General features: G+C 70.6%; 26 protein-coding genes. 15 read left to right on the top strand and 11 right to left on the bottom strand.

Features of this window, described 5'->3' with window-relative positions:
* Nucleotide 1: 1 nt before the first annotated feature.
* The 3 genes from AC4BG9_RS16590 to AC4BG9_RS16580 are packed head-to-tail and all read right to left on the bottom strand — an operon-like array spanning nucleotide 2 to nucleotide 3,727.
* A complete protein-coding gene (locus tag AC4BG9_RS16590) occupies nucleotides 2–1,366 on the bottom strand; it encodes an MFS transporter (protein WP_490572226.1) in 1,365 nt (454 codons plus the stop codon).
* Nucleotides 1,367–2,164 carry a glycerophosphodiester phosphodiesterase family protein gene (locus AC4BG9_RS16585; RefSeq protein WP_490572225.1) on the bottom strand — a complete coding sequence of 266 codons (798 nt, stop codon included), beginning with the start codon at nucleotides 2,162–2,164 and terminating at the stop codon, nucleotides 1,367–1,369. It abuts the gene before it with no gap.
* Between the two features lie 36 nt (nucleotides 2,165–2,200).
* A complete protein-coding gene (locus AC4BG9_RS16580) occupies nucleotides 2,201–3,727 on the bottom strand; it encodes a helix-turn-helix domain-containing protein (RefSeq protein ID WP_490572224.1) in 1,527 nt (508 codons plus the stop codon).
* 210 nt (nucleotides 3,728–3,937) lie between these two features.
* Here AC4BG9_RS16580 and AC4BG9_RS16575 point away from each other — a divergent pair, with 210 nt between their 5' ends.
* Nucleotides 3,938–4,435, top strand: a complete 498-nt coding sequence (locus AC4BG9_RS16575; protein ID WP_490572223.1) for a DUF1269 domain-containing protein — start codon at nucleotides 3,938–3,940, stop codon at nucleotides 4,433–4,435.
* Between the two features lie 54 nt (nucleotides 4,436–4,489).
* Here the strand turns inward: AC4BG9_RS16575 and AC4BG9_RS16570 are convergent, their stop codons facing one another.
* Genes AC4BG9_RS16570 through AC4BG9_RS16560 form a run of 3 tightly spaced genes read right to left on the bottom strand, consistent with a single transcriptional unit; the run spans nucleotide 4,490 to nucleotide 8,816 of the window.
* Nucleotides 4,490–7,942 (bottom strand): FUSC family protein, encoded by a 3,453-nt coding sequence (locus AC4BG9_RS16570; protein ID WP_490572222.1) that lies wholly within the window; start codon nucleotides 7,940–7,942, stop codon nucleotides 4,490–4,492.
* Nucleotides 7,943–7,995: 53 nt separating this feature from the next.
* The gene (locus AC4BG9_RS16565; protein ID WP_490572221.1) at nucleotides 7,996–8,373 is read right to left on the bottom strand and encodes a fluoride efflux transporter FluC; all 378 of its coding nucleotides are present in this window, start codon (nucleotides 8,371–8,373) and stop codon (nucleotides 7,996–7,998) included.
* The gene (locus tag AC4BG9_RS16560; protein WP_490572220.1) at nucleotides 8,370–8,816 is read right to left on the bottom strand and encodes a fluoride efflux transporter FluC; all 447 of its coding nucleotides are present in this window, start codon (nucleotides 8,814–8,816) and stop codon (nucleotides 8,370–8,372) included. Before AC4BG9_RS16560 ends, AC4BG9_RS16565 begins: the two co-directional genes overlap by 4 nt.
* 369 nt (nucleotides 8,817–9,185) lie before the next feature.
* Here AC4BG9_RS16560 and AC4BG9_RS16555 point away from each other — a divergent pair, with 369 nt between their 5' ends.
* From AC4BG9_RS16555 to AC4BG9_RS16515, 9 genes are all read left to right on the top strand, one after another.
* Nucleotides 9,186–9,491 carry an urease subunit gamma gene (locus AC4BG9_RS16555; RefSeq protein WP_490572219.1) on the top strand — a complete coding sequence of 102 codons (306 nt, stop codon included), beginning with the start codon at nucleotides 9,186–9,188 and terminating at the stop codon, nucleotides 9,489–9,491.
* Nucleotides 9,488–10,375, top strand: coding sequence for a sirohydrochlorin chelatase (locus AC4BG9_RS16550; protein WP_490572218.1), 888 nt, complete (start codon nucleotides 9,488–9,490; stop codon nucleotides 10,373–10,375). The genes AC4BG9_RS16555 and AC4BG9_RS16550 overlap by 4 nt, the downstream gene beginning before the upstream one ends.
* Nucleotides 10,369–10,854, top strand: a complete 486-nt coding sequence (locus tag AC4BG9_RS16545) for an urease subunit beta (RefSeq protein ID WP_490572217.1) — start codon at nucleotides 10,369–10,371, stop codon at nucleotides 10,852–10,854. The genes AC4BG9_RS16550 and AC4BG9_RS16545 overlap by 7 nt, the downstream gene beginning before the upstream one ends.
* Nucleotides 10,854–12,578 (top strand): urease subunit alpha, encoded by a 1,725-nt coding sequence (gene ureC / locus AC4BG9_RS16540; protein WP_490572216.1) that lies wholly within the window; start codon nucleotides 10,854–10,856, stop codon nucleotides 12,576–12,578. The genes AC4BG9_RS16545 and ureC overlap by 1 nt, the downstream gene beginning before the upstream one ends.
* Nucleotides 12,575–13,297, top strand: coding sequence for an urease accessory protein UreF (locus AC4BG9_RS16535; RefSeq protein WP_490572215.1), 723 nt, complete (start codon nucleotides 12,575–12,577; stop codon nucleotides 13,295–13,297). Before ureC ends, AC4BG9_RS16535 begins: the two co-directional genes overlap by 4 nt.
* Nucleotides 13,298–13,371: 74 nt before the next feature.
* Complete coding sequence (gene ureG / locus AC4BG9_RS16530) at nucleotides 13,372–14,007, top strand: urease accessory protein UreG (protein WP_490572214.1); 636 nt, start codon at nucleotides 13,372–13,374, stop codon at nucleotides 14,005–14,007.
* A gap of 10 nt (nucleotides 14,008–14,017) precedes the next feature.
* The gene (locus tag AC4BG9_RS16525) at nucleotides 14,018–14,995 is read left to right on the top strand and encodes an urease accessory protein UreD (RefSeq protein ID WP_490572213.1); all 978 of its coding nucleotides are present in this window, start codon (nucleotides 14,018–14,020) and stop codon (nucleotides 14,993–14,995) included.
* A gap of 42 nt (nucleotides 14,996–15,037) precedes the next feature.
* A complete protein-coding gene (locus AC4BG9_RS16520; protein ID WP_490572212.1) occupies nucleotides 15,038–15,970 on the top strand; it encodes an urea transporter in 933 nt (310 codons plus the stop codon).
* 46 nt (nucleotides 15,971–16,016) lie between these two features.
* Entirely contained in the window at nucleotides 16,017–18,395 is a 2,379-nt protein-coding gene (locus AC4BG9_RS16515) for an ATP-binding cassette domain-containing protein (RefSeq protein WP_490572211.1), read from the top strand.
* 49 nt (nucleotides 18,396–18,444) lie between these two features.
* On the opposite strand, the gene AC4BG9_RS16510 is transcribed toward AC4BG9_RS16515, so the two are convergent.
* Nucleotides 18,445–18,939: a hypothetical protein gene (locus tag AC4BG9_RS16510; protein ID WP_490572210.1), complete on the bottom strand. Its 495-nt coding sequence runs from the start codon at nucleotides 18,937–18,939 to the stop codon at nucleotides 18,445–18,447.
* Nucleotides 18,940–19,023: 84 nt separating this feature from the next.
* Between AC4BG9_RS16510 and AC4BG9_RS16505 the strand changes: the two genes are divergently transcribed.
* Entirely contained in the window at nucleotides 19,024–19,452 is a 429-nt protein-coding gene (locus AC4BG9_RS16505) for an SRPBCC family protein (RefSeq protein ID WP_490572209.1), read from the top strand.
* Nucleotides 19,453–19,491: 39 nt separating this feature from the next.
* On the opposite strand, the gene AC4BG9_RS16500 is transcribed toward AC4BG9_RS16505, so the two are convergent.
* A complete protein-coding gene (locus tag AC4BG9_RS16500; protein WP_490572208.1) occupies nucleotides 19,492–20,100 on the bottom strand; it encodes an FMN-binding negative transcriptional regulator in 609 nt (202 codons plus the stop codon).
* Nucleotides 20,101–20,151: 51 nt separating this feature from the next.
* On the bottom strand, nucleotides 20,152–20,637 hold the full coding sequence (locus AC4BG9_RS16495; protein WP_490572207.1) for a VanZ family protein: 486 nt from the start codon (nucleotides 20,635–20,637) through the stop codon (nucleotides 20,152–20,154).
* A gap of 295 nt (nucleotides 20,638–20,932) precedes the next feature.
* On the opposite strand from AC4BG9_RS16495, the gene AC4BG9_RS16490 reads away from it, so the two are divergent.
* Nucleotides 20,933–21,853, top strand: a complete 921-nt coding sequence (locus tag AC4BG9_RS16490; RefSeq protein WP_490572206.1) for a cyclase family protein — start codon at nucleotides 20,933–20,935, stop codon at nucleotides 21,851–21,853.
* Nucleotides 21,854–21,973: 120 nt separating this feature from the next.
* Here AC4BG9_RS16490 and AC4BG9_RS16485 read toward each other — a convergent pair whose 3' ends face one another.
* Nucleotides 21,974–22,747: a class I SAM-dependent methyltransferase gene (locus tag AC4BG9_RS16485; RefSeq protein WP_490572205.1), complete on the bottom strand. Its 774-nt coding sequence runs from the start codon at nucleotides 22,745–22,747 to the stop codon at nucleotides 21,974–21,976.
* A 306-nt stretch (nucleotides 22,748–23,053) separates the two neighbouring features.
* Between AC4BG9_RS16485 and AC4BG9_RS16480 the strand changes: the two genes are divergently transcribed.
* Together AC4BG9_RS16480 and AC4BG9_RS16475 are read left to right on the top strand one after the other, a co-directional pair.
* A complete protein-coding gene (locus tag AC4BG9_RS16480) occupies nucleotides 23,054–23,482 on the top strand; it encodes a hypothetical protein (RefSeq protein ID WP_490572204.1) in 429 nt (142 codons plus the stop codon).
* A gap of 211 nt (nucleotides 23,483–23,693) precedes the next feature.
* Nucleotides 23,694–24,020: an STAS domain-containing protein gene (locus AC4BG9_RS16475; RefSeq protein ID WP_490572203.1), complete on the top strand. Its 327-nt coding sequence runs from the start codon at nucleotides 23,694–23,696 to the stop codon at nucleotides 24,018–24,020.
* 15 nt (nucleotides 24,021–24,035) lie between these two features.
* Here the strand turns inward: AC4BG9_RS16475 and AC4BG9_RS16470 are convergent, their stop codons facing one another.
* Nucleotides 24,036–24,644 carry a TetR/AcrR family transcriptional regulator gene (locus AC4BG9_RS16470; RefSeq protein WP_490572202.1) on the bottom strand — a complete coding sequence of 203 codons (609 nt, stop codon included), beginning with the start codon at nucleotides 24,642–24,644 and terminating at the stop codon, nucleotides 24,036–24,038.
* 156 nt (nucleotides 24,645–24,800) lie between these two features.
* On the opposite strand from AC4BG9_RS16470, the gene AC4BG9_RS16465 reads away from it, so the two are divergent.
* Entirely contained in the window at nucleotides 24,801–26,990 is a 2,190-nt protein-coding gene (locus AC4BG9_RS16465) for a hypothetical protein (protein WP_490572201.1), read from the top strand.
* Nucleotides 26,991–27,000 lie beyond the last annotated feature (10 nt).

The raw sequence follows: 27,000 nt of genomic DNA, 5'->3' as shown, positions 1-27,000 counted from the left end.
CTCAGGTCGGCGGGGCCTGGGTCACCAGGCTCGAGTCCCGGCGCAGCCCGCCCTGGACCGGGAGGAGCAGGGCCAGGCCGGTGCCGAGCACCGCGAGGATGCCGAGGATGCCCCAGTGCATCGCGTCGTCCGAGTCGGTCACCCCGGTGAGTGCGGCGCCGAGGGCGATCGCCAGCGACCAGGCCATCGGTGCCATGAAGCTCACCGCGCGGCCGGTGGTGGCGTAGAGGCCGAAGATCTCGCCCTCCTCCCCCGCGGGGATCAGCCGCGCCAGGAAGGTGCGGGAGGCCGACTGGGCCGGACCGACGAAGATGCAGAGCGTCAGGCCGAAGATCCAGAAGACCGGGGTGCCGCCCTCCTGGAGGGCGAAGACCAGCGAGCCCGCGACCAGCATGCAGCTCAGCGAGATCACGATCACCCGCTTGGGCCCCAGCCGGTCGTCGAGGGCCCCGAAGGCGATGGTGGCGACGCCGGCGACCACGTTGGCCGCCACCCCGAAGATGATGACGTCGCCCGGGGAGAAGCCGAAGGCTCCCGCCGCGAGGACGCCGCCGAAGGTGAAGACGCCCGCCAGGCCGTCGCGGAAGACGGCGGAGGCGATCAGGAAGCGCGCCGTGGTGCGGTCGTCGCGCCACAGGTCGCGGACCGTGCGCAGGATGTGCCGGTAGGAGTCGAGCACGCCCACCCGCTCGGCACCGGTCTGCTCGGCGGGGTCGTCGCGCAGCGTGAAGATCACCGGCAGGCTGAAGAGCACCGTCCACGCGGCGCAGAACAGCATGGCGACCCGCACGTCCATGCCGTCCTCGCCGGTGATCCCGAAGAGGCCGACGTCGGGGTCGATCAGCCCGAAGTAGACGACCAGCAGGAGCACGATCCCGCCGATGTAGCCCAGGCCCCAGCCGAGGCCGGAGACCCGGCCCACCGTCCGGGGCGTGGAGATCTGGTTGAGCATGGCGTTGTAGTTGACCTGTGCGAGCTCGAAGAAGACGTTGCCCGCCGCGAGCAGCAGCAGACCGAGCCACAGGTAGTCAGGGGTGGGTCTCACGAAGAACAGGCCCAGGGAGGCGAGCACGACCAGACCGGTGTTGACCGCGAGCCAGAACGTCCGGCGCCCCGAGCGGTCGGCGCGCTGCCCGCTGACGGGCGCCAGCAGCGCGATCAGGATGCCGGAGAGGGCCATCGCCCAGCCGAACTTGCCGCTCGCCCCGTCCCCGAAGGAGTCCGAGGTGATGTAGACGCTGAAGACGAACGTGGTGATCACGGCGTTGAACGCCGCCGACCCCCAGTCCCACAGGCTCCAGGCGACCACCGGCCACGTCAGCCGCCGCTCGTTGGCCACGGTCGCGGTCGCGCCGTCGTATGACATCTAGCTCTCCCTCCACAGCCCGCGGTGCCGCAGGACGTCCCTGAGTATGTCCGTGCGGTCGGTCATCAGCCCGTCGACCCCACGATCGAGCAGCAGAGCCATCTCCTCGGGGTCGTCGATCGTCCACACGTGGACGTGGAGGCCAGCGGCATGGGCCCGGCGCACCAGCCCGGGCGTGACCACGGTGAGACGGCCTCGCGTGTGCGGCACCTGGAGGGCGTGGCACTGCCTGCTCACCAGCCACCGCGCCAGTCGCGCGCTGGGCAGCAGCCGGAAGGCCACCACCTCCGCCGGGTGCGCCGAGGTGGCCACCCGGGGGCCGGCGAGGCGGCGGAAGGCCCGGAGCCGCCGCGCGGAGAACGAGCCGACCAGCACCCTGTCCCAGGCCTGCTCCTGCTCGATGAGCCGCACCAGGGGCTCGACCGCCCCGTCGGCCTTGACGTCGACGTTGAAGCGGCACCGGGGGAAGGCGCGGAGCAGCTCCTCCAGGGTGGGGATGCGTTCGCGCTGGGCGACGAGAGCCGATCTCACCTCCGCGTGGGAGGTCCGGGCGATCTCCCCGGTCCTGTCGGTGACCCGGTCGAGCACGGTGTCGTGGAAGGCCAGCAGGGCGCCGTCCCGGGTGACGTGCACGTCGGTCTCGAGGTAGCGGTACCCGAGGGCCACCGCGTGGCGGAAGGCCGCCATGGTGTTCTCCAGGCCCTCCAGCCCCGGGTGGTAGGAGCCACCACGGTGCGCGAACGCCAGCAACGGCGCGCCCTCGTCGAGGTAGGGCATACCGGTGGGGGGTCCGTTCACCCGTGCAGTATCCACGACACGGGTGGCCGCCCGGGGTCAGATGTCGCGGAAGGGCTCGATGTTGGCTCCGAGCGTGTTGAGACGTTCGGCGAGGTCCTCGTAGCCGCGGTGGATCACGTAGGTCGAGCGCAGCACCGAGGTGCCCTTGGAGGCGAGCATCGCGAGCAGGATCACCACGGCGGGTCGCAGTGCCGGGGGACAGACGATCTCGGTCCCGGAGAACCGGGTCGGGCCCTCGATCATCACCCGGTGCGGGTCCAGCAGCTTCACGTCGGCCCCGAGCTTGTTGAGCTCGGTGAGGTAGATGGCCCGGTTCTCGTAGACCCAGTCGTGCAGCAGCGTCTGGCCCTGGGCCACGGCGCCGATGACCGCGAAGAACGGGAGGTTGTCGATGTTGAGCCCCGGGAACGGCATCGGGTGCACCTTGTCCAGGGGCGCCCGCAGCTCCGACTTCCGGGTGGTGAGGTCGACGAGCCGGGTACGGCCGTTGTTGGCGACGTACTCGGGGGAGCGGGAGTACTGGAAGCCCATCTCCTCCAGCAGCGCGAGCTCGATCTCCAGGAACTCGATGGGCACCCGGGTGATGGTGATCTCGGAGCTGGTGACGATGGCGGCCGCCAGCAGCGACATCGCCTCGATGGGATCCTCGCTCGGGGAGTAGTCGACGTCGACGTCGATCGACTGCACCCCGGTGACGGTCAGCGTCGTGGTGCCGACGCCCTCGACCCCGACGCCGAGCTTCTGCAGGTAGAAGCAGAGGTCCTGGACCATGTAGTTGGAGGAGGCGTTGCGGATCACGGTCCGGCCGGGGTGGAGCGCCGCGGCCATCAGCGCGTTCTCGGTGACGGTGTCGCCCCGCTCGGTGAGCACGATCGGCCGTTCCGGGGTGATGGCCCGGTTGACCTGGGCGTGGTAGGCGCCGTCGCTGGCCTTGACCTCGAGCCCGAACGGACGCAGCGCGGACATGTGGGGCTCCACCGTGCGGGTGCCGAGGTTGCATCCTCCGGCGTAGGGCAGGTCGAAGGAGGTCGCCTGGTGGAGCAGCGGGCCGAGGAACATGATGACCGAGCGCGTGCGCCGGGCCGCCTCCTCGTCGATCGCGCTCAGGTCGAGCTCGGCCGGAGGGACGATCTCGAGGTCGTTCTCGTCGTTGAGCCAGCGGGTCTGCACCCCGAGGGACTCCAGGACCTCCAGCAACCGGTTGACCTCCTCGATCCGTGCCACCTTGCGCAGGGTGGTGCGGCCCTTGTTGAGCAGCGAGGCGCACAACAGCGCCACGCCGGCGTTCTTGGAGGTCTTGACGTCGATCTGGCCGGACAGGGTGGTGGGCCCGGTGACCCGGAGGTGCGTCGGCCCCGCGCCGACGGCGACGATCTCGGAGTCGAGGGCGCTGCCGATGCGAGCGAGCATCTCCAGGGAGAGGTTCTGGTGGCCCTTCTCGATCCGGTTGATCGCGCTCTGGCTGGTGCCGAGGGTCTCCGCGAGCTGTTGCTGCGTGAGGCCACGGTGCTTGCGGGCGTCGCGGATGATGTTCCCGATGCGTCCCAGGTAGTCCTGCGTCATGTCACTCACGTTATCTCAGATATGAGATAACCCAAGTCGGGGGCGCGCCTCGTCGCCGCCCGTTCCGCTCGCCCGCGTCTCGTGACCAAAGGCCCGTGGCGGGGGTCTTTCGCCCGTGGCAGGCCGCTGACCAGCAGAACTACCTTCGATCCGGGCATCCCGGACGTACCCCTCGGCGGTGCCGGTCCGACGACGAGGCAGGAGCACGACGTGGCAACACTCACAGCATGGAAGTTCGACACTCCCGACGGCGCCCAGCGGGCCGAGGACGCGCTGATCGGGCTGCAGAAGCAGGAGCTGATCAAGGTGCTGGACGCCGCGACGGTGTCGTGGCCCGAGGACAAGAAGAAGCCGAAGACGCGGCAGGCCAACGACCTGCTGGCGCCGGGCATCCTCGGCGGCATGTTCTGGGGCCTGCTGTTCGGGGTGATCTTCTTCGTCCCGCTGATCGGGCTGGTGGTGGGCGCCGCTTCCGGCGCCCTGGTCGGCGCCCTGACCGACATCGGGATCGACGACGACTTCATCGACTCGGTGCGCGAGAAGGTCGTGCCCGGGACCTCGGCCCTCTTCGTGCTGACCACCGGAGCGGTGGTCGACCGGGTCCACGAGTCGCTGCGGGAGCAGGGGATCAGCGGAGAGCTCATCGAGACCAACCTCTCCGCAGAGGACGAGGCCAACCTGCGCTCCATGCTCGAGGAGTCCGACTGAGCGTGCGAGGTGGCCGGCCGGTGTGCACCACCGGCACCCGGCCGGCTCCGCCCGTCAGGCCTCGTGCGCCGCGGCGGCGGCGGGGGAGGGGCGGTCCCCCTCGAACAGGTCGGGGGAGATGTCGCCGAGCAGCGTGACCGCCGTCTGGTTGATGTGCTCGAGCAGGCTCACCACCTCCTGGACCTCCGGCGGGTAGACGCCCTCGGCGTCCTCCGGCTCGGGCAGGGCCATCAGCACCACGCCCGGCACCCGGTCGGCCAGCACGGCGTTGAGCGCCCCCAGGTTCTGGTCGAGGACCCGGCGCATCCCCTCCCAGTCCGGGCCTGAGGCATCGACCTCGTCGGTGACCACCTCGGTGGCGGCGCGCACCAGGCGACGCGTGGCATGGGCCAGCGACCACACGGCCGTGAGCTGTGCCTCGACGCCCCCCGTCTCCAGGGAGCCCCCGGAGCCCCGCAACGGCGCGGCCGTGGAGTTGATCGCCCGGACGTGCTGGTCGACGACCAGGAGCCGGTGCTGGAGCGCCCCGGGGGAGATCGTCCGGCTCCCCGCGAGCCGCTCCAGGCTGCCGGCCACCAGCACCTGGAGGTCGCCGACCAGGGTGGAGACGTCCCGGTTGAGCTTGCGCCGCGTGTGCGTGGGCAGGACCCGCCAGGCGACGAACAGCGCGATCGCGGCGCCGAGGAGCGTCTCGATGATCCGTATCTCCAGGGCGAGGGGGCTCAGTCGGCCGAGGAACTCGTACATCCCGGCGAAGATCAGGGTCGTCCAGAAGGCGGTGTAGCCGGAGGAGACGGGACGGGAGTAGACCGACCCGAAGACGGCCACGGCCAGCACGGCGACCATCAGCCAGGTGGGTGCCCCGGTCCCGATGGCGACCCCGAAGCCCACCGCGGCCCCGGCCACCGTGCCCGTGATGCGCTGCAGCCCCTTGACGAACGTCTCCCCGTCGGTGCCGCCCAGGACCTGGAACGCGGCCAGGGACGCCCAGTACTGGTGGGTGTCGTAGACGGCCTCCGCGAGCACCAGCGACGCCCCCGTGGCGACCGCGGCCTGGACCGCGCGGCGCATCGGGGGTGCGACCCGCTCGGTGGCGGAGGAGGGCTCCGGGACCGACGCGGCCGGCGAGAGGGCGCTCAGCGCGGCCGCCTCCTCGTCCTCGTCGGGGTCGACGACGTCGGAGGGCTCCAACGGGCGCGGCGCGGAAGTCGCTGACTCCCATCCCGCCAGGACGGTGAAGGCCCGGTTGAACTCGTCGATGGCGCGGTGCAGGCGCCGGGCCACGGGCGGCCAGTGCCCCGACACCGGGTCCTGGTCCCAGGGCAGCGGAGCGGGCGGGGCCGTCTTGGCGCCCTCCTCCGACGCCCGGGACGCCAGGCTGCTGCGCAGGTGGGCGGCCAACAGCTCCAGGCGGCCACCGAGCCTGGCCCGCATCTGCAGGGAGAGGGTCGTGCCGGTGACCTCCCGGGCGGCCTGCTGGAGGTTGACCGAGGCGAGCTCGGCGTCGAAGACCCGCAGGCGGAGCCTGGCGCCGTGGCCTTCGTCGACCCCCGTGGCGTCGGCCTCTCCGGTGAGCAGGCCGGCGAGCAGGGCGGCACCCCGGTGCAGCCGTTGCACGTCGTGGGCGGCACGCCGTCGCATCGCCGGGTCCCAGCGGGCCGAGGAGACGGCATCGACCAGGGTGTCGACCAGTGAGACCATCTCGCCCCCGTAGGCGTCAATCCCGTCGCGCAGCACCTCCCGGGGGCGGTCGGGCACCAGCACGTAGACGAACAGGTAGGCCCACACGACCCCGGCCACGGCCGCCCCGGAGAACCAGACCACGTCGTCGAGGTCGAGCTGGAGGATGAGCAAGAAGTAGTAGGCCATGAACGTGATCCGCCCCACCGCCGCCCACCGGCTGCCGAGGCTGCCCGCCGCCATCGCGGCGAAGGCGACGACCACGAGCAGCAGGCCGCCGCCGAGCGGAGCCTCGGACACCAGGGCGCCGACCAGCAGCACCAGGCAGAGGGGCACCACCACCAACAGGGAGGTGGCCTTCCGGCCCCGCAACGTCTTGTCGACGTCGATGCCGGTGCTCAGCATCGCCACGAACCCGCCGAAGACGGCCGGGGGCACGGCCGACTCGCCGAGTGCGTCGTAGAGGAGGTGGACGGTGGCGAACGCGGCCGCGGCCGCCAGCAGCGCCCTGGACGCCGTACGCCGACGCACGTGGCCGGGGTCCACCCGAGCGCCGAGGTCGACGAGCCGGCCCCACCACCTCCGGTACCACGGGAGGGGGCCGCGGCCCGTCGCGCGCACCGCCCAGGGCGTGGCACCCGGGACCTCCTCGACGTTGGCCAGCACCGCCACGTCGCGCGAGACGAGCACCGAGACGGGCCGCTGGGTGAGGATCACCGGCTGGTAGTCGAGGTCCTGGCTCACCGCGAGGAGGATCTGGCGCGCCCGGTAGGCGAAGGGCAGCCATGCCGAGTAGCGGGCGTAAGCGTCGTCGAGGTCGGCCAGCGGGTCCGCCTCGACCAGGGGACGCAGGGCGTGCTCGAGCTCGAGGAACCGGGCGACCCACGGGTCGTGCGGCTCCGGGACCTGGCCGACGGTGAGGTGGGCCAGGAAGGCGTCGCGGGAGACCACCTCGGGGAGGTGGGTGTCGGTCCAGCCCAGCTTGGTCTGCAGGTAGTCCCCGAACTCGAGGAAGTGGAAGGTGAGCGCCGACAGGGCGGGCCCCGAGGCGGCAGGGTGCCCAGTCGGCAGGCCCCAGCGCAGCACGCTGAGGGTCCCGCCGACCATCCCGAGTGCGTAGGGCAGGGCGAACTGGTCGCGCCCGCTCTGGAAGTAGTAGGCCGCGTGGTGCAGCCGCAGGCCGTCGATGTAGGAGGTGAAGGCGTCGGTGACGGCGTCGAGGTGGTCGTCGAGACCCTGGGGCTGTCCGTCCTTGAAGTAGGGCGCGAGGCTGGCCACGGGCGACCCTGCCCCGCGCTCGACGCTGGAGAACTGCCGGCACAGCACGTGGAGGCTGCCGATCACGTCGTAGACCCCGAGCAGGAAGGTCAGGACGAGGGAGACCAGCACGACCCCCGTCAGGGTCTCCACGATGCTGAGGAAGCGCAGTAGGTCGGTCTCCGCGGTGAGGGCCGAGCCCCCGACCGTGGACAGCTGCGCCGCGCTGAAGTACATCGCGTCGAAGAGGTCGAGGCTCGAGCCGGTGCCGCTGACGGAGAAGGCCGACTCCGACATCTTGCCGCGATAGATCAGGCCGTAGCCGGTGATGACGCCGAACAGCCAGACCACGACGACCGCCACCAGCTGGAGCCCCGTGACCTGCCGCAGCCCCAGGGACCGCCAGCGCCGCGGCAGCCGGCGGGTCACGCGGCGCAGCACGTGCCACTGCGCCGACGAGACGCGGCCGGCGATGAAGCCGGCCTCGTCGTAGTTCAGTGCAGTGAGGAAGACGTCGACGAGCGTGGCCCCGAGGACCACGATTCCCAGCCCAAGCCACAGCGTGTCCACACCCACCACTCCTTCTGCCGTCGCGGGCGCCCTCCCCGGATGCCCTCATCTGCTCAGTAGGAGGCGCCCAGCCGGTATCCCAGGAGAGCCAGGGCGACGCTGACGACCAGCACCCCCACGCCGTAGGTGAGTGCCGTCCCGTAGGCCCTGCGCTGCACGAGCTGGACGGTCTCGTAGCTGGCGGTGCTGAACGTGGTGTAGCCGCCCAGGAAGCCGGTGCCGAGCACGGCGCTGGCCTCGGTCGACGCGAGGCCGCCCGCCACCAGGCCGGTGAGCAGGCCCAGCACCAGGGAGCCGGACATGTTGATCAGCGCGGTGGGCCAGGGGAACCGGCTCGTCAGCCGGGAGCGGATGGCGCCGTCGACGACGAACCGCACGCCCGCGCCGACCCCGCCGGCCAGGACGAGCAGCGCGAAGAGGCCCGGGGTCACGACGAGCCCCTCTCGGCTGCCGGACCCTCCGCCGGACCCTCCACCAGGGAGGCGGTGAGGATCCCGAGGAGCGTCGCGCAGGCGCCGAGGACCAGGGTGCCGAGCGCGTAGAGCGCCCCCACACCGATCCGGGAGTCGTCGAGGAGCACGGCGGTGTCGGTGGCCAGGGAGCTGAAGGTGGTCAGGCCCCCGCAGAACCCCGTCCCCACCAGCAGCTTCAGCCGGCCCACCAGCGGCTTGGGGGGTGCGGCGCGGCTCAGACCGGCGTAGAGCAGACCGAGGACGAAGGCGCCCACGACGTTGACCACCGGGATCACCACCGGCACCCGGTCGACCTCGGAGATCATGAGCGAGAACCCCTCGCGCAGGGCGACCCCGAAGAAGGCGCCGAGCACCACCAGGCCGATGGAGGCCGCGTGCAGGTAGTCGGGTCGCTTCGTCACGCCGGGCGGTGCATGGTCGGGCGGCCCGTGGTCGGGCGGTCGCCCCGGCTCGTGCGTCCCACCGGGGACAGCGTCTGGGTCGGCGGCCATGTCTGGAACTTATGGGCGCCGTCACGGCGCCAACAGGTCCCATGTGCCCGGGTCCACCTGCCGAAGGTCCCAGCCCGCAGGGAGGACTCCGGCCCTTCTGGCCCGGAATGAACTTCTGTAGACCTGAGAGCGGAAGGCACGACGACGCTGTCACGCAGTGCCGGCACCAGCCGCACGAGCGGCCGGGCAGCACTGCGTCAGGGTGGCCGACGTGCACTGCGCGACCGGTCCGCGGGACGCGCAGGAGGTATTCGCTCTTCTCGAAAGGTCTGCGCTCCCATGGATCTGACTCCCAAGGAAATCGACAAGCTCTACATCTACCAGGTCGCCGAGATCGCCCGTCGTCGCCGTGACCGGGGCACCAAGCTCAACCTCAGCGAGGCGCAGGCGCTGATCTGCGAGGCGATCCTCGAGGCGGCCCGGGACGGCAAGTCCGTCGCCGAGTGCATGGAGCTCGGCAAGCACGTGGTCTCCGAGGCCGACTGCATGGACGGCGTCAGGCAGCGACTGGCCCTGCTGCAGGTCGAGGCGACCTTCGTCGACGGCAGCAAGCTCGTGTCCTGCCACGATCCCGTGGCCGCGTGAGCATGCGAGCGAGCGCTCCGACCCCCGCCCTGGTGCTGGTCACCGGGCACGAGGCGGCGGGCGACTCGATCGTGCCGTCGCTCGCCGAGGCGAGACCCGGCACGGTCGTCTCCCCGCCGGGCTGGCCGCTGCACGGCGAGGTTGCGCGCCTGCTCGACGCCGGGGACGGCGAGGTCCTGGTGCTGCCGATGACCTGGGGCCGGGACCCGGGCATGGTGGCCGACACCGCCAAGACGCTCGGCTGGCTGGCCACCGGGCCCGCGGCCGGCCGGGTGGCTCTCTGCGACGGCTTCGGGACCGCCGACCACCTCGTGGCCCACCTGCGCCGGGCCGTCCTGGAGACCGGGGCGCGCAGTCCCGAGGCGGGGGTGCTCGTCACGGCTCAGGCCAGCAACCCCTTCGACGACGCCGAGCTGCACCGGCTGGGCCACCTCGTCCGCACCCACGGGGCGGGCGCCGGGGTCGAGGTCGCCTGCGTGCGTGACGCTGCCGACCTCGAGCAGGCCGTGGACCGTTGCCGGCGGCTCGGGACGGCGCAGGTGGAGGTCGTGCCGGCCGGGTTCGCCCGGTCGTGCGCCCCGGCCGGCGAGGCCGGTGGCCTGCCGGACGGCGTCACCTTCCACGGCCCCCTGCTCTCGCTCGCGGCGGCCACCCAGGTGGTGCGTCAGCGGGTGGCGGTGGCCCTGCACCTGCTCGACCACGGCCACGACGGCATCGAGGCGGGGCTGCTGGCCGACCACGGGCACGGCTACGCCCACTCCCACGGGACCGAGGGTCACGACGCAGAGCACGGCCACGGGCACGGGCACGCACACAGCGCCCCGTCGCCCCCCGCACAGCAGATGAGAAACCCATCCGAGAGCTTGGAGGCGCAGCGATGCTAGGCAGCCCGAAGTACCACCACACCGGCGACGACATCGAGATCAACGCCGGCCGGCCCACCGTCACCCTCAACGTCACCAACACCGGTGACCGGGGGATCCAGGTCGGCTCCCACTTCCACTTCTTCGAGACCAACCGCGCCCTGCTGTTCGAGCGTGAGCTCGCCTACGGCATGCACCTGGACATCCCCGCCGGCACGGGGGTCCGCTTCGAGCCGGGTGACACCCGCGAGGTGAGGCTCACCGCCTACGCGGGGTCGCGGCGGGTCATCGGCTTCAACAGCCTCGTCGACGGCGGCCTCGACGCCAGCCACACCCGGGAGGCGGCGATGGTCCGGATGGCCGAACGGGGATTCCAGAACGGGAAGCCCGCCGCGGCGTCCCGCAAGTCGTCGGCCAAGTCGTCGGCCAAGTCGTCGGCCAGTTCATCCGCCAAGGGATCCGCCAAGGGATCCGCCAAGACCAAGAAGGGCAAGAACTGATGGCCATCATCTCGCGCAAGGAGTACACCGACCTCTACGGCCCCACCACCGGGGACCGACTCACCCTCGCCGACTCCAACCTCGTCATCGAGGTCGAGATGGACTACAGCGAGGGGAGCTACGGGGACGAGGTCGTCTACGGCGGCGGCAAGACCGCCCGGGACGGCATGGCGGCGGACCCGGAGACCACGAGCGCCCGCGGCGGCCTCGACCTCGTCATCACCAACGTGGTCGTCCTGGATCCGATCCTGGGCGTGGTCAAGGGCGACATCGGCGTCAAGGACGGCAGGATCGTCGGGATCGGCAAGTCCGGCAACCCGCACCTGCAGAAGAACGTCGACCCGCGCCTGGTGGTGGGTGCGGTCACCGAGGTGATCGCGGGGGAGCACCTGATCGCGACGGCCGGGGCCATCGACACCCACGTCCACTACATCTCGCCGCAGCAGGCCATCCACGCGCTCTCCAACGGCATCACGACCCTCTTCGGCGGTGGTACCGGCCCCACCGACGCCACCAACGGGGTGACCACCACGCCGGGCGCGTGGCACATCCACCGGATGCTCGAGGCAGCCGAGCAGGTGCCCGTCAACATGGGCTTCCACGGCAAGGGCAACGGGTCCCTGCCGACGGCCCTGGTGGAGCAGATCGAGGCGGGTGCCTCCTCGTTGAAGGTCCACGAGGACTGGGGGACCACGCCGGCGGCGCTCAGCAACGCCCTCACGGTGGCCGACCAGTACGACGTCCAGGTCTCGGTCCACACCGACAGCCTCAACGAGGCGGGGTTCGTGGAGGACACCATGTCCGCGATCAACGGCCGGACCATCCACACGTACCACACCGAGGGCGCCGGGGGCGGGCACGCGCCGGACATCCTCAGGGCCGCCAGCCACTCCAACGTGCTGCCGTCCTCCACCAACCCGACGCTGCCCTACACGGTCAACTCGATCGACGAGCTGCTCGACATGGTGATGGTCTGTCACCACCTCTCCCACGACATCCCCGAGGACGTCGCGTTCGCCGACTCCCGGGTCCGCGCGGAGACGATCTCGGCCGAGACGGTGCTGCACGACGAGGGCGTGCTGTCCATGTTCTCCTCGGACTCCCAGGCGATGGGCCGCATCGGGGAGAGCGTGACCCGCGCCTTCCAGACCGCGCACCACAACAAGGACAAGCGGGGCAAGCTGCCGGAGGACGCCGAGGCCAACGACAACTTCCGGGTGCTGCGCTACCTGGCCAAGGTCACGATCAACCCCGCCATCACCCAGGGCATCTCCGACTACGTCGGCTCGCTGGAGGACGGCAAGATCGCCGACATCGTGCTGTGGCGGGTCGACTCCTTCGCGGTGAAGCCGAAGATGGTGATCAAGGGAGGGCTCATCAACTGGGCCCTGATGGGGGACCCCAACTCCTCGCTGCCCACGCCTCAGCCGGTCTACTACCGGCCGATGTTCGGGATGTACGGCAAGGCGCTGCAGAGCACGAGGGTGACCTTCATGTCGCAGGCCGGGGTGGACAACGGCGTCCCCCAGCAGCTCGGCCTGGAGAGCCAGGTGCTGCCGGTCAAGCGCTGCCGCACCATCGGCAAGGACCACATGGTGCGCAACGACCGGACTCCCGTCATCGAGGTGGACCCCGAGACCTACCGGGTCACCTTCGACGGTCAACCGGCCCAAATCGAGCCGGCCCAGAGCCTGCCCATGAACCAGCTCTTCTACCTGGCGTGAGCCCGGTGATCGAGGTGGCTGACGAGACCCGGACGGCGAGCACCAGTCTCCTGGCCAGTCTCCAGCTCTCCGACTCCGCCTTCCCGAGCGGCTTCTACACCATGTCGCACGGGTTGGAGGGGTTCAGCCAGGCCGAGCTGGTGGAGCGCGAGGGCGTGGAGGACCTCCTCCGGGGCCTCCTGCTGCACTCGGTGGGGCCGGGTGACGCCACCGCGCTGGCCCGTGCCCACGACGCGGCGCGCGAGGGCGACTGGGACCGGGTGGTCCTCGTCGACCAGATGCTGCACGCCGCCAAGCTCAACACCGAGATGCGCAAGGCGTCGGTCCGGAGCGGCCACCAGCTCACCAGCCTCACCCAGGAGGCCTTCGGGGGGCCGGAGCTGGAGGAGTGGGCCCGCCTGGTCGGCACCAAGGAGACCCCGGGGTGCCAGCCCGTGGCCTCGGCGGTGGCCTACCTGGCCGCCGGGGTCGACGCCCGCCAGGCGGCGCTGTCGGACATGTCGGCGTTCGCCGTGAGCTTCCTGGGGGCGGCACTGCGGCTCCGGCTCACCGACCACCGGCACATGCAGGTGGTGCTGCACGCCGTGGCGTCCGACATCGCCCGCGCCGCGGAGGAGGCGGTGACGCGCCCCCTGGCCGACATGGGGGGCTTCGTCCCGATGTCCGACGTGATGTCGGCGCAGCACGAGCGCGCGGAGGCACGGCTCTTCGCGAGCTGAGACACCTCTCTGGCACCGACCGGCACCAGAGAACAAGACACCGACGACAACGACGACAACGACGAGAGGTTGGCATGACCGAGAACATCTTGAGGATCGGGATCGGGGGCCCGGTGGGGTCCGGCAAGACCGCGCTCACCGAGGCCCTGGTCCCCAGGCTGATCGCAGCGGGCCGACAGCCGGCCGTGATCACCAACGACATCTACACCCAGGAGGACGCGCAGCACGTGCGCCGGGAGCTGGCCGGGATCCTCGACCCCGACCGGGTGGTCGGGGTGGAGACCGGCGCCTGCCCGCACACCGCGGTCCGAGACGACCCCACCATGAACCTGGCGGCGGGGGCCGAGATGGTGGAGCGGTTCCCCGCGGTCGACACGCTGATCTACGAGTCGGGGGGAGACAACCTCACCTTGACCTTCTCGCCGGTGCTGGCCGACGTCTTCGTCTTCGTGCTCGACACCTCCGAGGGCGAGAAGATGCCGCGCAAGCGCGGGCCGGGCATCACCGACTCCGACATCCTGGTCATCAACAAGATCGACATCGCCCAGTACGTGCGCACCGACCTGGCGGTGATGGAGTCCGACGCCCACCGGGTGCGCAACGACAAGCCGGTGGTGCTCACCAACTCGCTGACCGGAGTGGGTGTGGACGAGCTCCAGGACCAGATCATGGCCTGCTGGCACCGCCGTACCGGGGCCCTGGTCACGTGAGAGCCCCGAGATGAGCCGGATGCCGGTGCGCGACCCCGCCGTCGGCTACGGCGGCCCCAGGCTCCAGCCCTTGCACTACGAGCCGGAGCGGGTTCCGGGTGTCGTCGCCCGCCACCGTGGGGTGCCCGACACCCTGCCGACCGGCAGTCCCGGCAAGATCGGGCTGCTCCAGCTGGCGTACGCCCGGTGCGGCGAGCAGACCCAGCTGGTGGGGCACTACCAGAAGGCGCCCCTGCAGATCATGCACCCGCTCTACTACGACCAGCTCCGGCCCGACATGCCCTACACCTACCTGATGTCGACCGGCGCGGGCATCCTCCAGGGGGACAGGCTGCGCACCGACCTGGCCTTCGGCCCCGGGTCGTCGGCCCACATGACCACCTCGGCCTACACCAAGGTGCTCAAGATGGAGCACGACTACGCGGTGGCGCAGGTCAACCTCGACATCGAGCCGGGCGCCTACGTCGAGTACCTCCCGGACCCGATGATCGCCTTCGCCGGTGCCCGGCTCTACCAGCGCACCCGGGTGCGCCTCGCGGAGTCGGCCACCCTCCTGGCCGGGGAGACGGTCATCGCCGGCAGGCTGGGCCGGGGGGAGCGGCACCAGTACACCGTGCTGGCCGCCGACTTCGAGGTGCACCGCCCGCACGGCCGGGTGGTCGCCCTCGACCGGGTCCGGCTCACCCCCGAGGGCGGATCGACCGGCGGGGCGGCGGTCCTGGGCGACCACGACGTGCTGTCGATGCTCTACTGCTTCACCCTGACCGTCCCGGCGGCCGAGCTCCTCGAGCTCCTTCACGACGCCGTCGTGCCGGCGTACGGCGCCCGGCTCCACCTGGGCGTCAGCGAGCTGCCGGACCGGGCCGGGGTCTGGGCCCGGATCGTGGGGGACGACTCGATGTCGGTGGCCCGGGCCAACACCGCCGCCTGGCGGGCACTGCGCCTGCGGCTCACCGGGACCGAGGCTCCGGCCATCCGCAAGTCCTGAGCCGGCGGCCACGGGCGCCTCGCACCACACCTAGGAGAAGCCATGTCAGGGATCAACGCCTCCACCGACGTAGCATCCAGCCTGCACGCCGTGACCTGGCGCTCGCTGTGCCACGGCATCTCGCAGATCTTCTTCCAGGCCAACCCGTGGACGGGCCTGCTCATCTTGGCGGCGTTCGCCGTCGCCGACTGGCAGATGGCGCTGCTGGCCGCGATCGGCACCGTGCTGTCGACGCTCGCCGGGTGCGCCCTGCGGGTCTCCACCGACAACGTCGCCCTCGGGATGCAGGGGTTCAACGGCTGCCTGGTCGGCGCGGCAGTCTTCGCCGCGTGCGGGGGACAGGCGTGGTCCTACGTGCTGACGGTGGTGGGAGCGCTGCTCTGTGCCCCCGCCACCGCCCTGTTCGGGTGGCTGCTGGCGACCCCGGCGCTCAAGGCGTTCAACCTGCCCTCGACCACCGCGCCGTTCTGCACCGTCGCCTCGATCCTCTACGCGGCGTCCACCTCCGTGCATGTGACCTCCTCGACGAAGCACGTGACCGACGGGACGGGTGACGCGCTGCTGCGCTCGGTGCTGACGAACGTCTCCGAGGTGGTGCTGGTCAACAGCGTGTGGGGCGGGGCACTGATCCTGCTCGGGCTCTTCATCGCCTCCTGGCAGGTCGGCCTGGCCGCCGTGATGGGGAGCGTGGTCGGGAGTGCCTGCGCGCTGGCGCTGGGGGAGAGCGCAAGCACCATCGAGGAAGGGCTGGCCGGGTACGCCGGTGTACTGACGGCGATCGCGCTGGCGGTCGTCTTCCACCACAGCAGTGTGGCGTCCTGGTGCTACGCCGTCGTGGGCACCGCGGTGACCGCGGTGGTCACGCTCGCCATGAACGACCTCACCACGTTCCCGCACTACACGTGGCCCTACATCCTCACGACCTGGGTGTTCCTGGTGGTCGGCGCCTCGATCGCCGCCCTGCGGCGCACGTGAGGCAGACCAACGTGCCCGCTCGCCCGCGCTCCGCTAGTTTCCTGGCATGGACGAGCCTCGCACGCCTGACCGACCGCACCCGGCGGACACCCACGACCTGATCCGGGTCCACGGAGCGCGGGAGAACAACCTGCGCGAGGTCAGCCTCGAGATCGCGAAGCGGCGCCTGACCGTCTTCACCGGCGTCTCCGGCTCCGGCAAGAGCTCGCTCGTCTTCGCCACCATCGCGGCGGAGTCGCAACGGCTGATCAATGAGACGTACAGCGCCTTCGTCCAGGGGTTCATGCCGACCCTGGCCAGGCCCGACGTCGACCACTTGGAGGGCCTGACCACCGCGATCATCGTCGACCAGGAGCGCATGGGTGCCAATCCCCGTTCCACGGTCGGCACGGCGACGGACGCCAACGCGCTGCTCCGCATCCTCTTCAGCCGTCTCGGGGACCCCTACGTCGGTCCGCCGCCGGCGTTCTCCTTCAACATCCCGACGCGTCGCGCGGGTGGGGTGATGACCACCGAGAAGGGCGGCCGGGTCGAGAAGAAGGTGGTGCGCGACGCCGTCTACCTGGGTGGGATGTGTCCCCGGTGCGAGGGGATGGGCAAGGTCAACGACATCGACCGCAGCGCGCTCTACGACGACTCCAAGTCGTTGAGCGAGGGTGCGCTCACCGTCCCCGGCTACTCGATGGACGGCTGGTACGGCAGGCTCTTCGAGGGCGCCGGGCTCCCCATGGACAAGCCTGTCCATGCCTTCACCGCCAAGCAGCTCGACACGATGCTCTACGCGGAGCCGACCAAGATCAGCGTCGACGGCGTCAACCTGACCTTCGAGGGGATCATCCCCAAGATCCAGAAGTCGATGCTCTCCAAGGACCCCGAGGCGATGCAGCCGCACGTGCGCCGCTTCGTCGAGCGAGCCGTGACCTTCCAGGTCTGCCCGGAGTGCGAGGGGACGCGGCTGAGCCCGGAGGCTCGCTCCTCCCGCATCCGCGGCAAGAGCATCGCCGACCTGTGCCAGATGCAGATCAGCGACCTCGCCCGGTGGGTGGAGGAGCTGGCCGAGCCGTCCGTGGCGCCGCTGCTCAACGGGTTGGGCCACCTGCTCGACTCCTTCGTGGCCATCGGCCTCGGCTACCTCTCGTTGGACCGGCCGGCCGGCACCCTGTCCGGGGGAGAGTCCCAGCGCACGAAGATGATCCGCCACCTCGGCTCGCCGCTGACCGACGTCACCTACGTCTTCGACGAGCCCACCATCGGCCTGCACCCGCACGACATCGAAAGGATGAACCGGCTCCTGCTGCAGCTGCGGGACAAGGGCAACACGGTGCTGGTCGTCGAGCACAAGCCGGAGACGATCGCGATCGCCGACCACGTGGTCGACCTCGGACCCGGCGCGGGGGACGACGGCGGCACCGTCTGCTTCGAGGGCACGGTCGAGGGACTGCGCGAGAGCGGCACCGTCACGGGTCACCACCTCGACGACCGGGCGCAGCTGAAGCCGACCGTGCGCCCGCGCACCGGAGCACTCGAGGTCCGGGGCGCCTCGACGCACAACCTGAAGGACGTCGACCTCGACGTGCCGCTCGGTGTGCTCTGCGTCCTGACCGGCGTGGCCGGGTCGGGGAAGAGCTCACTGGTGCAGGGGTCCGTCGCACCGCGCGAAGGGGTGGTGGTGATCGACCAAGGGGCGATCAAGGGGTCGCGCCGGAGCAACCCGGCCACCTACACCGGGCTGCTGGAGCCGATCAGGAAGGCCTTCGCCAAGGCCAACGGGGTCAAGCCGGCGCTCTTCAGCGCGAACTCCGAGGGGGCCTGCTCGACCTGCAAGGGAGCGGGGGTCATCTACACCGAGCTGGGCGTGATGGAGACCGTCGCCACCACCTGCGAGGAGTGTGGCGGCAAGCGGTTCCAGGCCGCTGTCCTCGACTACAAGCTGGGCGGGCGCGACATCGCCGAGGTCCTGGCGATGTCGGTCTCCGAGGCGCTCGGGTTCTTCGCCGCGGGGGAGTCCAAGGTGCCGGCCGCACACAGGATCCTGGAGCGGCTCCAGGACGTGGGCCTTGGTTATGTCAGGCTGGGACAACCCCTCACCACGCTCTCCGGGGGAGAGCGGCAGCGACTCAAGCTCGCCACCCAGATGGCCGAGACGGGCGACGTCTACGTCCTCGACGAACCCACCACCGGACTCCACCTGGCCGACGTCGAGAACCTGTTGGGGCTGCTGGACCGGCTGGTGGACTCGGGCAGGTCGGTGATCGTCATCGAGCATCACCAGGCCGTGATGGCCCACGCCGACTGGATCATCGACCTCGGACCCGGGGCGGGACACGACGGCGGCCGGATCGTCTTCGAGGGCACACCGGCCGACCTGGTGGGCGACCCCAAGACCCTCACGGGCCAGCATCTCGCCGCGTACGTCGGGGTCTGAGGCGCCGCCCACCGGGGATCCTCAGCCCAGGGACCTCAGCCCAGGGACCTCAGCGCAGGGTCGCCTTCAGCTTGACCTTGCCCGAGGGGCCACCGGCCACCTTGATCTCGGCCACGCCCTTCACCATGCTGCCGATCTCGTAGATGTTCCCCTCCAGGAAGAAGGGGTCGCGCCAGTAGCCCGGACCGCCGATCCCACCGCTCGAGCCGAGATTCCCCTGGGCGTCGTAGTCCTTCCACTTCAGGCCGGCCAGGGTCGAGTTGGTGCGCAGCCTGGGCACGGGGGTGATCCGGATGCAGAAACCGAGCTCGTCGCCGTTGCGGGACCCGAACGCCTGGACCGTGCCGAGCTTGGCCCCGCTGCCGGAACGGATGGCCTTCTTCTTGCTCAGCGCCCCGCTCAGGCACTTCCCAGCCGCCCGGGCCGCGGACGAGGACGCAGCCTCGGCCCTCTCCTGGTCGGGCACCGTTGCGGCGGTGGACGGGGCGGAGGCGAGGAGCGCCAGGACGAAGGCGGCCACGGGGGCGGAGGTGCGCAGGGTCATGGAGGGGAGGGTAGCGAGGGGAGCACCCCGGCCCTCTGCTGTCTCGCCCTGGTGTCGCGGAGCCACGACGAGCATCATGGGGGAATGATCCGCGTCTCGGCCGCATCCGCGGCGCCCGCCCACCGCCTGTGGCTGGTCGCGAGCGAGATCGAGCGCTGGGGGGAGCGACTCTCCACCGTCGACTCGGTGCGCGCCCTGGGCGAGGGGCCCGTCGCCGTGGGATCGAAGTTCGAGGTGCGTCAGCCCGGGTTGCCCCGGGCGCTCTGGACGGTCACGCAGTGGGAGCCGGGGTCGTCGTTCACCTGGGTCTCGGCCAGCCCCGGCGTCCGCACCCGAGCGGTGCACTCGGTACGCGACGACGGCGACGGCGCCACGCTCGAGCTGGTGCTCGAGTGGTCCGGCCCGCTGCGCCCGGTGGTGGAGCGGCTCCTCGGACGCAGGACCCGGGAGATGGTCGCGACCGAGGCGGAGACCTTCGCCCGGCTCGCGGAGCAGACCGGCCCCACCGCCTGACCGGTCTGCCCACATCCGCACGCGCGCGTGGCGGGCCGGCTACCAAGGGTGCCGGCGCATCTCCTCGGCGAGGGCGGGATTGCTCTCATCGAGCTGATCGACGATCTCGGCGACGACCTCGGGGGGCTTGTTCTGGCTCAGCTTGGCGCGGGCATCGAACCGGACGACCTTCATCCTGAGGCCCCGGGTGCCCCGTGCGGCTCTCCGGGTGCCCTCCTCGTCCTCGTCCAGGCTGCGACCGTGAGGGTAGTGGCGCTCGAAGTGCTCGGTGAGCTGGCGCAGCGCAGCGTAGTTCTCGGCGTCCGACAGGATCTGCGGCGTGCCGTAGAGGTGGGCCGTGACGTGGTTCCACGTCGGGATCACCTCGCCGGGCGGGTACCAGCTCGGTGAGATGTAGTCGTGCGGGCCCTGGATGATGACGAGCACCCGGTGCTCGCCGAGCTCGTGCAGCTCGTCGTCGGGCCTGCCGAAGTGACTCACGATGGTGATGTCGGAACCTTGGGAAGCCGCCTCGTCCAGCATCACGGGATAGTGCGAGGCGACGAGCTCGCCGTTCACCGGCGACACGAAGGTCGCCCAGGGGTGCTGCCTGATCAGCCGCTTGACCTCGTCCGGGTCGGCCATCAGGAAGGACGGTGTGTGACGCATCCTGCTACTTCACCACATGCTCGTCGGTTGCGTCATTCGTGGACGAAGCGCTCACGACCTCCGGCTCGAGTGGCTGCGGGCGTCGTACCGGGCCTGGCGTCGTGCTTGTCGATGTCGTCGGCGTCGCAGGGTCGCAGGGAGCACGAGCACCAGCGTCAGGGCGATGCCGAGCAGACCGCCGGCCGTGTTGGCCAGGATGTCGCGCTCGTCCGGGACACGACCAGGAATCTGCCGCTGGGCAGTTTCGATGAAGGCCGTGAGGACGAGCGAGCCGATGGCTGCCAACCACCAGCCCCCGGCGCCGAAGAGGAGAAGCAGGAACATCCCGATGGGCACGAAGAGGGCGATGTTGGCCAGGAACTCGACGCGTGAGTAGTCCAGCGACTCGGCGACCCCGCGACGGTGCAGGGCGTCGAGCACCCGGTGCACCAGTCTCGTCTCACGGTCGCCGATCGGTCGGGGCGTCAGGGTCAGCCAGGCGACGAAGACCAGGTAGCCACCGCTGAGGAGGCTGAGGAAGGGATGTCGATGGAACATCCCGCAAGTCTGCCCGTCCCGTCCGCAGCGGCAGGCACGGGCGCGAGGCGACGAGCCATGACGACCGGCGCTCACGTCCGTGTGCCCCAGCAAGCGCTGGCTGATGAGCATCGACGCCCGGCTGGATCGACGTGCTAGTAGGTTGTGACGCAGGACACATTCGCCGGCGAGCGGCGATGAATGGGGGAGTGACATGGGACGTCAGCAGAGTGGCACGTACGCGAAGTCGTGGACACCGCCCGCGTACTCGGTGGACGACGATGGGAAGGTCCGCGGGGGGTACACGCCGGGACCGGTGAACAACTGGGGTCGCTGGGGCGACGACGACCAGCGTGGGACCGCGAACCTCATCACCGAGGCGGCCGTCCAGCAGGCTGCTTCCTCGGTGAGTCGCGGCAAGGTGTTCTCCCTGGCGATCCCGATCGACGCCGCAGCACCGGTCTTCCCCGGGCGAGCCACCCCGAAGCACTACTTCTCGATGTCGGGGTCCGACATCGTCTCCGGCACCCCCTGGAACGAGCAGGCGCCCGGCTTCACCTGGAACGACGACAACCTCGACATGTGCACCCAGAGCTCGACGCAGTGGGACGGGCTGGCGCACGTCGCCGTCGAGGACACCCACTACAACGGCTACTGGTGCGGAAACACCACGGCGCACGGGGGCGCCCGCCGCCTGGGCATCGAGCACCAGCGGAAGAGCTTCGTCGGGCGTGGCGTGTTGCTGGACGTCGCAAGACATCTTGACGTGACCTGGCTCGAGGCCGGTTTCGCGATCGGCCCCGACCTGCTCGACGAGGTCGCCGCGGCCCAGCAGGTGGAGCTGAGGACGGGGGACATCGTGCTCCTGCGCACTGGTTACCTCGCCAAGTGGTGGCGGGCCGAGACGGCCGCAGAGAAGGAAGCCTGGCTCGTGGGTGGCGAGCCGGGACTGGGGCAGGAGAGCATCGCCTGGCTGCGTCGACACGACATCGCCGCGGTGGCGGCCGACACCGTCGGTCTCGAGGTCATGCCGAACGAGGACCCGAGCGACAGGCCGCTGCCGGTGCACCGAGCCGGCCTCGTCGACCTCGGCATCACTCTCGGTGAGCTGTGGGAGCTCGACGAGCTCGCAGCCGACTGTGCCGCCGACGGCACCTACGAGTTCCTGCTCGTCGCGCCGCCCCTGGTCATCACCCATGGCGTCGGCTCCATGCTCAATCCCATCGCCATCAAGTAGGGGCCGCGGAGTCGCCGACTGCCGGCTCGGACTCCAGGATCGGCACCCCGCTCCCGATGGAATCTAAGCGCCGATAATCTACATTATGTCATTAAGCATGTTGCGGGGCCGCGGAGGGGGCTACCCCTTGCGCGCTACCACCATGTAGTTCTCCGCCTCGAGGTCGAACGTGCTCCGCTCCACCCGGAGTCCGACCCGGTGCAGCTCGGCTACGAGCTCGTCGTACCGGTAGGGCCAGCTCGACAGCAGCTCAGAACGCACGAGTACCGAACCGGCCGCGTCGACCTGCGCGACCGCGATCTCGATGTGGTGCTCATCCTCCCACCGTGGCGCGATCTCCCAGCGGTAGACCACGAGGCCGTCACGACCGCCCCGGCGGACGAGTCGGTCACCGATCTCCAGCCGGGAGCCTCTGGCCCTCACGAGCTCCCAGGTGCGCGAGGTGAGCACCAAGCGACCGCCGCGGCGCAGGAGGCGTGACATCGACTCGAGGGCAGCGACCCTGCCGCTCACGCCCACGGCATGGTGCAACGAGTTGCCGACGCAGAACACCATGTCGAAGCTGGCGTCGTCGAAGTGGTCGGGCAGCTCCTGCCAGTCCGCCCGCACTGGCCGGACAGGTGCGCTGAGCTCCTCGGACAGGTCGGCCGTCCGACGCACCATCGCCCCGCTCGCGTCGGTGGCGGCCACCCGGATGCCACGACCGGCGAGACCCACCGCCAGCTGGCCGGTGCCGCACGAGCAGTCGAGGACGTGCGCGTCCGACGGCAGGAGGCTGAGGACGTCGTCGAAGGACGCGGCGAACTCGGCCGGAGACAGCTTCGCATCCGAGACGAGCCACTCGTACACCTCGGCAAGCTCGTCGTAGCCACCCACAACCACTACCTCCGTCACGCGACAGACTCCTCGTGGCGCGCCAGTACATCAGCGGAGCACGCCGGTCCACCACCGATTTCCCGCAGGGGCAGCCCCACCCCGCACGGCCCTGTTCGGCACATGCTGTTGCTGCTCGGGTGAATCTCCCACGCCGGGCTCACTGCGTCAGGGATACCTCGGCATGGCGGAGGGTCTGTGCCACAGTTCATGCCGGATCGCCGCATCGCGTGTCGGTCGAATCTCAAGCCAGCACTGTTGCAAGGGACTCCCCACCATGAACGGTGGAGATACGCCTTCGTCGACTACTCGTACAGGGGGAATCTCGTGGATCTGATGAACTGTGCCACCAGGGTCGTCATGGCTAGCGCTCTCGCAGCCGCAGCAGTTGTTCTCGGTGGCGGGTCGGCGAGCGTAGCCGCACTCGATGAGGCACGGGTGCCCGGAGAACTTCGACTCCTCAGCCCCATCAACGCGGCCGTGGACGACGACTCCTACATCTGGTCCTCGTGGCGGGCCAAGACGATCATCAAGGGCACCACGCTGATCGTGAAGGTCAAGCGCTGCGACGGATCGTGGGACACCCGCCGCGTCCCTTACGTGACCGGCTCCTTCACGATGAACGTTTCGTACTCTCTTGCGCATCGCTACCCCAAGTCGGCCCCCGTGAAGGGCATCCTCGTGCACCATGACTACGCGCGCACCGTGACCCACTCGGCGCGCCTGCCCTTCGGGCGCCGCTTCGGCAAGTGCTGACGCCATGCTCGACCTGGGGCGGGGCAGCGCAACTGACACCACCTCGGCACTCGCACCCCCGCCAAGCACAGCACCTGCCGAACAGGCGCCCGGCTAGGGGGGTACTCCCCCGCTGGGCCCGGGCATCTCTTCGCGCGAGCGGCGAGGCGCTCCTGCGAGACCGGCGGACTCCGGGCTACGGTGACGGCCCGAGTCAAGAGGAGTCCCACGCGTGGAGCCGTTCTCGGTCGAGGTCCGGGAGGACGAGCGCGGCCGTACCGTGGTCGTCCCGCAGGGCGACCTGGACCTGGCCACGCAACGATTCCTCCGCGACACCATCCGCGAGCTGCTGCTCCAGGGGCGGGTGGACCTCGTGGTCGACCTCGACCACACCACCTTCCTGGACTCCACGGCCCTCGGTGCGCTGATCAGCGCCCGCCGGCGCGCTCACGCACTCAAGGGCAGCTTCGTGCTGCGCTGCCACCGCCCGCAGCTGCTCGCGGTGCTGAGGGTGACCGCGCTGGACCGTGTCTTCAGCATCGAGCAGGGCGAGGCCTGAGGCGCCGTCCGTCGGCTACGGCTCGGTGATCGGGGCCTGAAGCATCCCAGCGATCGCGTCGCAGAGGAACCGGCCCGCCTCGTGCCAACGCGCCGGGACGCCGGTCCGCTCGGCACTCCCCTCGATCTCGGCGCACGACGAGCTGATCAGGTGGGTGGTCAGGCGCGCGCGGGCCTCGACGATGACGGGGTCGAGGTGGGCGAGCCGCGTCACGATCGACCGGACGATGTCGGCCGAGACCGACTCGGAGTCTCCGGTCCTGCGGATCAGTGCCGCGGTGGGCGGATCGTGCAGCGCCTGGTCGAGGAACCGTGCCCGCCAGGTGGGGCTCGGCAGCGCAGCGAAGGTCGACGTCATCGGGATCACCAGCGCCCGGACGTCGCCCACCAGCGAGTCCGACTCCCGGAAGAGCCGCACGTTCTCCGGGGCCAGCCCTTCGCGGTGCCGGGCGACGAGCGCCAGCAACAGGCCGTCCCGTCCCGCGAAGTAGTAGCGCACGGCGGAGTGGTTGGTGTTGCCCGCAGCCTCGGCCACCTGACGGTCCGACACGGTGGGGATGCCGCGCTCGCCGAAGAGGCGCTCGGCGGCGTCGAGCAGGGCCGCCCGGGCGTCAGGACGCGCCATCCTCGCCGCCTCCTTCACGTGCTCCCTCACGAACCCCGGCGGTACGTGACGCAGGTGACCCTAGCGGAAGTACCACGTTAATAAGCCATGTGACTTACGCTGCTTCTCGGCCGTCGCTGAGGCGGACCACCGCGGACCGTCCGACCGAGGAGCCACGTGACCACCGCCAGCACGACGAAGTACCCCCCTCCCCCGCCCGAGACCCCGACCGAGCGCAAGGGGCGGATGGTCGCCCTCTTCGTGATGCCGTTCCTGATCGTCACGATGATGTACGCGACCTACGTGGGCACCATGCACGCGGCCCAGCCGCGCGACCTCCCGGTCGCCGTGGTCGGGCAGGGCGCAGCAGCGGAGCGGTTCGCCGCCGAGCTCGAGAGCGGCTCGGACGGCGCGCTGGAGGTCCGGCTGATCGATGACCTCGACGAGGTCACGACGCTCGTCGGCGGTGGCGAGCTCGCCGGCGCCCTCGAGCTGCCGGTCGACCAGAAGGGGTCGAAGGCCGGGTCGCGACCGGTCGCGACCGTGCACACCTCGATGGCCGCCGGAGCGTCGCAGGCCAGCATGCTCGGCACCCAGTTGGCGCCCGCGGCCATGGCGCAGGGCTGGGACGTGGAGACCGTCGACCTGGCGCCGCTGCCGCCGGGAGACAGCACCGGCACCATGGTGCTCTTCGCCGCAATGGGCATGATGCTGGCGGGCTACGTCCCTCTCAGCGGCATGCTGATGGGCACCCCCAACCTGCTGCGGGTGCGCCGGTTCCTGCCGCTGCTCGCCGGCTGGGGTGCGCTCACGAGCTCGCTGGTCTGGCTGATCCTGGGCCCGCTGGTCGGGGCAGTCGAAGGCCACTACCCCCTCTTCCTCGGGGTGGGCACGCTCGCAGTCGCCGCGGTCGGCGCCGCCCAGCTCCTCTTCACCAAGGTGCTCGGGCCGTTCGCCGTGCTGCTGGGCATGCTGCTGTGGGTGGTCTTCGGCGTCCCGGCGTCCAACCTGGCTCTGTCGGTGCACTCGATGCCCGGCTTCATCGAGTGGCTCAACGGCGTGCTGCCACTGCCCGCCGCCGGAGGTGCCCTGCGCTCGGCCATCTACTTCGACGGCCAGGGGTTCTGGGGACACCTGGGCGTGCTGGCGGCCTGGCTGCTGATCGCCCTGGTGCTGGCCGTGCTCAAGGAGCGCCGCTCCGGGCACCTGATCATCGGCGGCCCCCTGTACACCGACCCCGACGCCCCGTTGCCCGCCCTCGCCGGCGGCCCGGTGGCTCCCTATCGTCGCCGGCTCGCCGCGGTCGCGCTCTTCCCGCTCACCATCGTCATCACCGTCGTCACCCTGATGAGCTTCTCGATGCACGAGGCCGACGTCAGCGACCTCCCGGTCGCCGTGGTCGGCCAGGCCGCTCAGGCCGAGGGGTTCGTCGAGGCACTGGAGCCGCAGCTGGGACAGTACGTCGACCTCAGCGTCGTGGAGTCCGTCGAGGAGGCGACCGACGACCTCCGCAGCCAGGAGCTCGTCGCGGCCTACGTGCTCCCGACCAGTGCCGACGGAGACCCGACCCTGATCACTGTCGGCGGGGCCGGCGCCAGCCAGCAGACCGCCGTGCGCCAGATGTTCGGCTCGGTCGCCGAGGGCTCGGGAGCCGAGCTCACGCTCGAGGACATCGCCCCGCTGACCGGCGACGACATCGGCGGCAGCAACAGCATGTACGTCGGCATGGGCTGGATCATGGCGGGGTTCCTCTTCTTCGCGGTGATGCGCGGCGGCGCCCCCGACCTCACCCGGACGCGCCAGCTGCTCCCCCTGGTGGCCGGCTGGTCGGTGGGCATCGCGCTCTGGTTCTGGTTCCTGTACGACGTGGTCATCGGCGCGGTCAACGGTCACGCGTTCGAGCTGATCGGCTACGGCGCCTTCACCGTCTTCTGCGTCGCCTGGGCCAGCGCTTCGGTGATCCGGGCGGCGGGCCTCTTCGGGCTGATCCCGGTGATGGTCGTGGTGATGCTGGCCGGCGTCCCGGCGTCCGGCGGCGGACTCTCGATCTGGATGGTGCCGGAGGTCTTCCGGCCGCTCGCCGACGTGCTGCCGCTGCCGGCGGCGGTCGACATCGTCAGGTCGGTGGTCTACCTCGACGGCGTCGGAGTCGGCCGCGACCTCCTGGTGATCGCGATCTGGGGCGTGGTCGGGCTGCTCCTCAACCTGCTCGTGGTCGACAGGTGGGTCAACCGACCCGGCGCCCCGGCGCCCGCGCCGATGGGCCCCCGGCACCAGCCCGACCGCTCGAAGTCGTCGGGCCCCGAGGACGACGAGGACGACGAGGACGACGAGTTGGCTCCGGACCTTGCCACCCCCGGACGCTGAGGGTGGTAGA

Source organism: Nocardioides sp. Z40_12 (assembly GCF_058215795.1).
The sequence above is the reverse complement of the archived record's forward strand: the minus strand, read 5'-3'. Positions and strand labels throughout refer to the sequence as shown.

Coding starts and splice junctions, on each gene's coding strand:
- AC4BG9_RS16590 (WP_490572226.1), bottom strand. CDS start 1,366: ATGTCATACGACGGCGCGACCGCGACCGTGGCCAACGAGCGGCGGCTG.
- AC4BG9_RS16580 (WP_490572224.1), bottom strand. CDS start 3,727: ATGACGCAGGACTACCTGGGACGCATCGGGAACATCATCCGCGACGCC.
- AC4BG9_RS16555 (WP_490572219.1), top strand. CDS start 9,186: ATGGATCTGACTCCCAAGGAAATCGACAAGCTCTACATCTACCAGGTC.
- AC4BG9_RS16545 (WP_490572217.1), top strand. CDS start 10,369: ATGCTAGGCAGCCCGAAGTACCACCACACCGGCGACGACATCGAGATC.
- ureC (WP_490572216.1), top strand. CDS start 10,854: ATGGCCATCATCTCGCGCAAGGAGTACACCGACCTCTACGGCCCCACC.
- ureG (WP_490572214.1), top strand. CDS start 13,372: ATGACCGAGAACATCTTGAGGATCGGGATCGGGGGCCCGGTGGGGTCC.
- AC4BG9_RS16525 (WP_490572213.1), top strand. CDS start 14,018: ATGAGCCGGATGCCGGTGCGCGACCCCGCCGTCGGCTACGGCGGCCCC.
- AC4BG9_RS16520 (WP_490572212.1), top strand. CDS start 15,038: ATGTCAGGGATCAACGCCTCCACCGACGTAGCATCCAGCCTGCACGCC.
- AC4BG9_RS16515 (WP_490572211.1), top strand. CDS start 16,017: ATGGACGAGCCTCGCACGCCTGACCGACCGCACCCGGCGGACACCCAC.
- AC4BG9_RS16510 (WP_490572210.1), bottom strand. CDS start 18,939: ATGACCCTGCGCACCTCCGCCCCCGTGGCCGCCTTCGTCCTGGCGCTC.
- AC4BG9_RS16505 (WP_490572209.1), top strand. CDS start 19,024: ATGATCCGCGTCTCGGCCGCATCCGCGGCGCCCGCCCACCGCCTGTGG.
- AC4BG9_RS16500 (WP_490572208.1), bottom strand. CDS start 20,100: ATGCGTCACACACCGTCCTTCCTGATGGCCGACCCGGACGAGGTCAAG.
- AC4BG9_RS16495 (WP_490572207.1), bottom strand. CDS start 20,637: ATGTTCCATCGACATCCCTTCCTCAGCCTCCTCAGCGGTGGCTACCTG.
- AC4BG9_RS16470 (WP_490572202.1), bottom strand. CDS start 24,644: ATGGCGCGTCCTGACGCCCGGGCGGCCCTGCTCGACGCCGCCGAGCGC.